Source organism: Kineococcus siccus (genome assembly GCF_009906795.1).
GTDB lineage: Bacteria > Actinomycetota > Actinomycetes > Actinomycetales > Kineococcaceae > Kineococcus > Kineococcus siccus.
Map to the genome: position 1 here is coordinate 21,964 of NZ_JAAALN010000024.1, position 7,362 is coordinate 29,325.

At 72.8% G+C, this 7,362-nt stretch carries 6 protein-coding genes, 1 pseudogene and 1 riboswitch; of the genes and pseudogenes, 6 read left to right on the forward strand and 1 reads right to left on the reverse strand.

Going from position 1 to position 7,362, the window contains the following annotated elements; genetic code table 11:
• The first annotated feature begins 42 nt into the window (after nt 1-42).
• Complete coding sequence (locus GTR02_RS05220) at nt 43-951, forward strand: oxidoreductase (RefSeq protein WP_166606413.1); 909 nt, start codon at nt 43-45, stop codon at nt 949-951.
• Here GTR02_RS05220 and GTR02_RS24905 read toward each other — a convergent pair.
• A pseudogene (locus tag GTR02_RS24905) lies at nt 911-1,730 on the reverse strand (NAD-dependent epimerase/dehydratase family protein). The gene GTR02_RS05220 and the pseudogene GTR02_RS24905 sit on opposite strands and share 41 nt — an antisense overlap.
• 156 nt (nt 1,731-1,886) lie before the next feature.
• Here GTR02_RS24905 and GTR02_RS05230 point away from each other — a divergent pair.
• The 5 genes from GTR02_RS05230 (at nt 1,887) to GTR02_RS05250 (ending at nt 6,683) form a co-directional block, all read left to right on the forward strand.
• Nucleotides 1,887-2,969: a PhoH family protein gene (locus GTR02_RS05230; RefSeq protein WP_166606414.1), complete on the forward strand. Its 1,083-nt coding sequence runs from the start codon at nt 1,887-1,889 to the stop codon at nt 2,967-2,969.
• A 7-nt stretch (nt 2,970-2,976) separates the two neighbouring features.
• The gene (gene ybeY / locus GTR02_RS05235; protein ID WP_166606415.1) at nt 2,977-3,513 is read left to right on the forward strand and encodes an rRNA maturation RNase YbeY; all 537 of its coding nucleotides are present in this window, start codon (nt 2,977-2,979) and stop codon (nt 3,511-3,513) included.
• Nucleotides 3,514-3,520: 7 nt separating this feature from the next.
• A complete protein-coding gene (locus tag GTR02_RS05240; RefSeq protein WP_166606416.1) occupies nt 3,521-4,936 on the forward strand; it encodes a CNNM domain-containing protein in 1,416 nt (471 codons plus the stop codon).
• Nucleotides 4,929-5,885, forward strand: coding sequence for a GTPase Era (era, locus tag GTR02_RS05245; RefSeq protein WP_166606417.1), 957 nt, complete (start codon nt 4,929-4,931; stop codon nt 5,883-5,885). Before GTR02_RS05240 ends, era begins: the two co-directional genes overlap by 8 nt.
• A gap of 471 nt (nt 5,886-6,356) precedes the next feature.
• The gene (locus tag GTR02_RS05250) at nt 6,357-6,683 is read left to right on the forward strand and encodes a hypothetical protein (protein ID WP_166606418.1); all 327 of its coding nucleotides are present in this window, start codon (nt 6,357-6,359) and stop codon (nt 6,681-6,683) included.
• 522 nt (nt 6,684-7,205) lie between these two features.
• Nucleotides 7,206-7,312, forward strand: a riboswitch (SAM riboswitch).
• Nucleotides 7,313-7,362 lie beyond the last annotated feature (50 nt).

Genomic DNA, 7,362 nt, shown 5'->3' on the forward strand with positions numbered 1-7,362 from the left:
GTTGTCGTTGACTGCTTTGTTGTCGGTGTCTACATTGAGCGCATGAGCCCCTCCGGAACACCCACCGTCCGCCCCACCTCGCTGCCCGACCTGTCCGGCCGGACGGCCGTCGTCACGGGCGCCAACTCCGGCATCGGCCGCGTCACGGCCCGCGAGCTGGCCCGTGCGGGCGCCCACGTCGTCCTGGCGGTGCGCGACCCGGCGCGCGGCCGGGCGGCCACGCACGACTTCCCCGGCTCCTCCGAGGTCCGCCGCCTCGACCTGGCCGACCTCTCCTCGGTGCGGGAGTTCGCCGAGGGGTGGTCGGGGGACCTGCACCTCCTCGTCGCCAACGCCGGGATCATGGCCGTGCCGCGCGGCCGCACGAGCGACGGGTTCGAGTCGCAGTTCGGGACGAACCACCTGGGCCACTTCGCGCTGACGAACCTCCTGCTGCCCCACGTGCGCGACCGCGTCGTCGTGGTGTCCTCCGCAGCGCACCGGGTCGGCCGCCTCGACCTCGAGGACCTGAACCACGAGCGCCGCCGCTACTCCGCGTGGGCGGCCTACGGCCAGTCCAAGCTCGCCAACCTGCTGTTCGTGCTGGAGCTGCAGCGCCGGCTGTTCGAGGCGGGCTCGCGCGTGCTCGTGACCGCCGCGCACCCGGGGTGGGCGTCCACCAACCTGCAGGGCCGCACCGGGAACCCGGTCGGCGACGTGCTGGCGCGGCTCGGCAACCGCCTCCTCGCGCAGGACGACCAGGGGGGTGCGCTGCCGACCCTGCACGCGGCGACGGCCGACGTCCCGCCCGCCGGGTACGTGGGCCCGTCGGGGTTCCAGGAGACGCGCGGCGCACCCACCCTCGTCGGCCGCTCCGCCGCGGCCTCCGACGGCACCCTCGCGCGGGAGCTGTGGACCCGGTCCGAGGAGCTCACGGGCGTGCGCTTCCCGCTGGCTGCCCTCGCCGGCTGAGCGCGCCGGCCGCGAGGAGGGTCCGCTCGATCTCCGGCGGCAACCCGTGCACGGCGCGGTCGGGGCGCTGGGGCGGCGCCCCCTCGCGCTGGAGCCAGGCCCAGGTGTCCGCGACCGTCTCCGCCACCGGCCGGCAGCGCAGGCCGGTGGCCGCGGCGCGCGAGGTGTCCGCCTCCAGGAACCCCGCGCTCTCGCCGGACTCCGGGACCCAGCACGGCAGGTGCGTCCAGGGCTGCGCGCCGGCGGCCGGGGGCGACGACCCGGCCGCCGCGGGCGGTCCGCGCGAGCCACCACGGCAGCCGGCCGATGTCCTCGTGCGGGCCGAGCACGAGCCCGGCCCGGGCCAGTAGCGCGCCGGGGAACGAGCGCAGCACGGCGAGCTCGGCGCCCCGCTTCAGCGCGGCGTAGTCGCCGCCCGCGGCGTCGGGGTCGCCCGCGACGACGGGCGAGGACTCCTCGACGTGGCCGTCCGCGTAGACGGACACCGACGACACGTACCCGTAGCCGCCCGCGCGGCCGGCGAGCAGCGCCGCGGCCGTGGTGGCCACGGCGGGTGCGCCCGCCCAGGTGTCGACGACCGCGTCCCACCGCCCGCCCGCGTCCAGCGCGGCCGCCAGCGCGGCGGCGTCGGTCCGGTCGGCGTGCAGCACGCGGACGCCGGGCGGCAGGGCGCCCGTGCGGCCGCGGTGCAGCGCCGTGACCTCGTCCCCCCGCGCCAGGGCCTCGGCCACCACCGCGCGCCCGACGAAGCGGGTCCCTCCCAGCACCAGCACCCTCACGCCGGACAGCGTGCACGGCGGGGGACCGCCCGCGCACGCGTTCTGCCGGCGGCAGAGGGGGCCGGGATCAGACCGTGCCCGGTCGGCGAGCGCTCGGTAGACTCCTCCCAGGTCCCGACCCATCTCTCCGGAGGCGAACGGCCCACCAGGGCGCCCATGAACAGCACCGACCGACCCTCCACCCCGTCCGGGGACGACGCCGTCCAGCCGCCCGCGACCGCGCGGCACACCATCGTCGTCCCGCCCGAGGTCTCGATGGTGTCCCTGCTGGGCGCCCGCGACGAGCTGCTGCGGGTCCTCGAGCGGTCCTTCCCGCGCACGGACCTGCACGCGCGCGGCAACGAGATCACGGTGACCGGCGCAGCAGGCGAGGTCGCGCTGGTCGAGCGCCTCCTCGACCAGATGACGGCCGTGCTGGCCTCGGGGCAGCAGCTCTCGCCCGACGCCGTCGAGCGGTCCGTGTCCATGCTGCGCGCCCAGGCCGCGGGCGTCGGGAGCGACCGCCCCGCGGACGTCCTGACCCTGAACATCCTGTCCAGCCGGGGTCGCACGATCCGGCCCAAGACGGTGAACCAGAAGCACTACGTCGACGCGATCGACGCCAACACGATCGTGTTCGGCATCGGCCCGGCGGGCACGGGCAAGACCTACCTCGCCATGGCGAAGGCCGTGCAGGCGCTGCAGGCGAAGCAGGTCAACCGCATAGTGCTGACCCGCCCGGCCGTGGAGGCGGGGGAGCGGCTGGGCTTCCTGCCCGGCACCCTGACGGACAAGATCGACCCGTACCTGCGCCCGCTCTACGACGCGCTGCACGACATGCTCGACCCCGACTCGATCCCGCGGCTGATGGCCGCCGGGACCATCGAGGTCGCCCCGCTCGCGTACATGCGCGGGCGCACCCTCAACGGCGCCTTCATCATCCTGGACGAGGCGCAGAACACCTCGCCCGAGCAGATGAAGATGTTCCTCACGCGGCTCGGCTTCGGCTCGAAGATCGTCGTGACGGGCGACGTGACGCAGGTCGACCTGCCGAGCGGGACGACGTCCGGGCTGCGGATCGTGCGCGAGATCCTCGACGGGGTCGAGGACGTGCACTTCTCTGAGCTGACGAGCAGCGACGTCGTCCGGCACCGCCTGGTCGCCGACATCGTCGAGGCCTACGAGCGCTGGGACGAGGCGAGCTCGCCCGTCGTGCGCGAGCGCGCGGAGCGCAACGCCCAGCGCAGCCGGACGCGGTGACGCGACCGTGAGCGTGGACGTCGTCGACGAGAGCTCCTTCGCGCAAGGGCGCGGCGTCGACACCGTCGAGGTGTCGCGCCTCGCGCGCCACGTGCTCGACGAGATGCGCGTGCACCCGCTGGCGGAGCTGTCGGTGCTGCTCGTGGACACCGAGGCCATGGCCCGCCTGCACGTGCAGTGGATGGACGAGCCCGGGGCGACCGACGTCATGTCCTTCCCCATGGACCAGCTCCGGCCGGGCCGCGAGGGCGGGACGTCGGAGCCGGGGCTCCTGGGCGACGTCGTGGTGTGCCCGCAGGTCGCCGCCGAGCAGGCCGCGGCCGCGGGGCACGCGACGGCGGACGAGGTGCTGCTGCTCGTGACGCACGGGATCCTGCACCTGCTGGGCTACGACCACGCCGAGCCCGACGAGGAGCGCGAGATGTTCACGCTGCAGCGCCGCCTGGTGCTGGGCTTCCTGGCCAGCATCGGCCGCCCGGGCGACCCGACCCCGACGGTGGGGCACCGGGCCCTGTCGGGGCCGCCCGCCGGCGCGGAGGGCTGACGCCGCCGTGGGCGCCCCCGCCGTCCCCCTCCTGCTCCTCGCGCTCGTCCTCGTCGTGGGCGCCGGCCTCATCGCCGCCGCCGAGTCGGCCATCGCCGGGACGTCGCGGCGCCGGGCGCGCGAGCTCGAGGCCGACGAGCGGCCGGGCAGCGCGGCGCTGCTGCGCGTCCTGGAGTCGCCGGCCCCGGTCCTGACCGTCTGCACCCTGCTGCGCGTGGTCGCCGAGACGGCCGCCGCGGTCTGCGTCACGGTCGTCGTCGCGACCTTCGTCGACTCCTGGTGGCTGGTGCTGCTGCTCGCGGGGCTCGGCATGTCGGCGCTGGACTTCGTCCTCGTCGGCGTCGGCCCCCGCACCCTGGGCCGCCTGCACGCCGAGACCGTCGGCCTGCTGGCCGCGCCCGTGCTCGGCCCGCTCAGCCGCCTTTTGGGCCCGGTGGCGCAGCTGCTCGTGCTCATCGGCAACGCCGTGACGCCCGGCCGCGGTCTGCGCCACGGGCCGTTCGGCTCCGAGGCGGAGCTGCGCGAGATGGTCGAGCTGGCGGGGGAGAGCTCGGTCATCGAGGCCGGCGAGCACCGGATGATCCACTCGGTGTTCGAGCTGGGCGACACCCTCGTCCGCGAGGTCATGGTGCCCCGCACCGACGTGGTCTCCGTCCGGCGCGGCACGGGCCTGCACGACGTCGAGGCCCTGCTGCTGCGCTCGGGCTACTCCCGCATGCCCGTCGTTGGCGAGGACGCCGACGACGTGCTGGGCGTGGTCTACCTCAAGGACATCGCCCGCCGCTTCCACACCGACCCGGCCTCGGCGCGCGCGGACGTCGCGGAGAACGTCGCGCGCCCGGCCGTGTTCGTGCCCGACAGCCTGCCCGTGGACGACCTGCTGCGGCAGATGCAGCGCGACACCACCCACGTCGCGATCGTCGTCGACGAGTACGGCGGCACCGCGGGGCTGGTCACCATCGAGGACGCGATCGAAGAGATCGTCGGGGACATCGCCGACGAGTACGACCGCGAGACGCCGGAGGTGGAACCGCTCGACGACGGCGGGTTCCGCGTCTCGACGCGGCTCGCGGTGGACGACCTGGGCGAGCTGTTCGACCTGGAGATCGACGAGGAGGAGGTCGACACCGTGGGCGGACTGCTCGCCAAGGCGCTCGGCGAGGTGCCGGTGCCCGGGGCCGCGGCGACGGCGCACGGCCTGCGCCTGGAGGCCGACCGCCAGGGCGGGCGCCGCAACCAGGTGCGCACGGTGCTGGTGCACCGGGTCGAACCCGAGCCGGAACCCGACCCGGAGCGCGAGCCCACGCGCGCCGAGCGCGCCGAGGCCCGCGCCGAGCAGCGGGTGCACCGCCAGGAGCAGCGCAACGAGCAGAAGCACGAGCAGCGCCTCGAGGCGCGCGGACGGGAGCGCTCGGATGTCTGAACCGTCCCGCCCCGACGCAGCCCGCCCCGCCCACCGCTCGGGGTTCGCGTGCCTCGTGGGCCGGCCCAACGCGGGCAAGTCCACCCTGACCAACGCCCTCGTGGGCCAGAAGGTCGCCATCACCTCCAGCCGGCCGCAGACGACCCGGCACACGATCCGCGGCATCGTGCACCGCCCCGACGCGCAGCTCGTGCTGGTCGACACGCCGGGCCTGCACCGCCCGCGCACCCTGCTGGGCAAGCGGCTCAACGAGCTGGTGCACGAGACGCTGTCCGAGGTCGACGTCGTCGCCCTGTGCCTGCCGGCCGACGAGAAGATCGGCCCGGGCGACCGGTTCATCGCCGAGGCCCTCGCCGCCGCGCCGCGCTCGACGAAGGTCGCCCTCGTCACCAAGACGGACAAGGCCTCCAAGCAGCAGGTGGCGGAGCAGCTGCTCGCGGCGACGCGGCTCGGGGAGGAGCTGCTGGGCGGCTTCGCGGACGTCGTGCCGACCTCGGCCGTGCGCGGCGAGCAGGTCGACGTCGTCGCCGACGTCCTGCTCTCGCACCTGCCGGCCGGGCCGCGGCTCTACCCCGACGACGACCTCACCGACGAGCCCGAGGCCGTCATGGTCGCCGAGCTGGTCCGCGAGGCCGCGCTGGAGGGCCTCGGCGACGAGATGCCGCACTCCCTGGCCGTCGTCGTCGAGGAGATCGCGGCGCGCGAGCCGCTGCCCGGCCAGCAGCCCGAGGACGCCATGCTCGACGTCCACGTCTGGCTGTACGTGGAGCGCGACAGCCAGAAGGGCATCATGATCGGCCGGGGCGGGGCCCGCCTCAAGGACGTCGGCACGCGCGCGCGCCGCTCCATCGAGGCGCTGCTGGGCTCGAAGGTGCACCTGGACCTGCGGGTGAAGGTCGCCAAGGACTGGCAGCGCGACCCCAAGCAGCTGCAGCGCCTGGGCTTCTGAGCCACCCGCGGCCGCGATGAGAGTGATGACGGAGGCGTGTTGAGGGCCTCAGCGGGCGAAGACCAGTTCCACCGGACCGCTTTCGTGCCTGCTAGTTCTCAGGGATCGGCGCCCTACACCGTGACAACGAGCAAGGGACGCTTCGGCATCCGTTGTGGCAAGGGGATCAGTACTGGCGGTGTCCATGTCGAGCTCAAGCACCAGGTGCCCAACTGGACGGACGCACTTTCGTGCATCACGTAGACCATCGAGCGTGGAGCCGAGACGGATCAACCTGGTGGCGGTGTGGAGTACCGCTACTCGTTCCGCGGCGGTAGCACCTTCGTCCTTGCCGGCACGGATGGAGTAGTCACGGCCTATCCTCAGGGTGTGGTTGGCGATCGCACGACACCTCAGAAGTGGGCGGCTTGTTCGGCATCCTGAAACTTGCTTGAGCTTCCCTCCGAACTCCCTAAGCTAGGAGATGGTTTGATGCAGTCTGGTCACGGTTCGAGCGACGAGTACGAGGAAGCGCCACCTGATGCCTTCAAGCCGGATGCGCTGGTGGTCTTCACCGGTCCGGAACACGTCCGAGAATTCGAGCACTTCTTGGCGCAACACCCGGGAATGGTGATTTCTTCAGCTAGTCGACATGCCACCGTGAGATGGGCTGACAAGAGTGAGGAAGGATGGTTCTACCATCCTGGTGTCTTCGATCCAGAATGGCTGACGGAGGTGTCTCGCACTGAGTTCGACGCCGCGGTCAGTCGCGTTCGCGCTTCAGACTGGGAAGGCTTCCCGCCCCGCAGGGAAGATTGACCGAGGTGTGTGGTTCTGTGGTCCACCACCGACCTGCCGATCGGGATGCTATCGACAAGCCTTGGCGACAACTAGGTCCGAGATGGTCCCCCATGGGCTCGAGGCTCCGCTGGCAACTCGGTAGCAAAGTCGGTGACTGTGGTGGGCCTTGAACTAGCTGCTGAATGACCGCGAGGCGTAGCGCTCAGCGCTTGCAGAAGGACACCTGGACGGTGTCCAACCATCAACGGCCGCAGCGGCTTGGTGTTCCCAACCTGCTCTGGGTGGCGTGGATGGCCGGCGGTAGCCAGGCCGACCGGCTCACGAGCCCTCGCCACGCCTTGCTCGATGTCGAAACGGTGCCTGCTTCCCCCAGATGCTGTTCGGGTTGGTGCACCCAGACCTGCTCGTCAAGGTCGCCACGGACTGGCAGCGCGACCCCGAGCAGCTGCACCGCCTGGGCTGCTGAGTCGCCGGCACCCGAGTCGAGCACCGCCGACGCTCGACGGTTTGACAGCCGCGGGGCGCTGGCCTTTGATGGTGCAACCATCCAGAGCGGCCGAGAGACCTGGCTCGTCGACGCCGCAGCAACCTCCGGGGGCCCCTACGGGAACCCTCGCGGACGGTGCTCACGCCAGGACCGATGGAGGAGCAGTGCCCGCTGTGCCCGCTGATCGCGCGACCCTGCCCCACCCACCGG

Excerpts from the sequence above, each read along its gene's own strand:
- GTR02_RS05230 (WP_166606414.1), top strand. The coding sequence starts at position 1,887 with ATGAACAGCACCGACCGACCCTCCACCCCGTCCGGGGACGACGCCGTC.
- GTR02_RS05250 (WP_166606418.1), top strand. The coding sequence starts at position 6,357 with ATGCAGTCTGGTCACGGTTCGAGCGACGAGTACGAGGAAGCGCCACCT.
- era (WP_166606417.1), top strand. The coding sequence starts at position 4,929 with ATGTCTGAACCGTCCCGCCCCGACGCAGCCCGCCCCGCCCACCGCTCG.
- GTR02_RS05220 (WP_166606413.1), top strand. The coding sequence starts at position 43 with ATGAGCCCCTCCGGAACACCCACCGTCCGCCCCACCTCGCTGCCCGAC.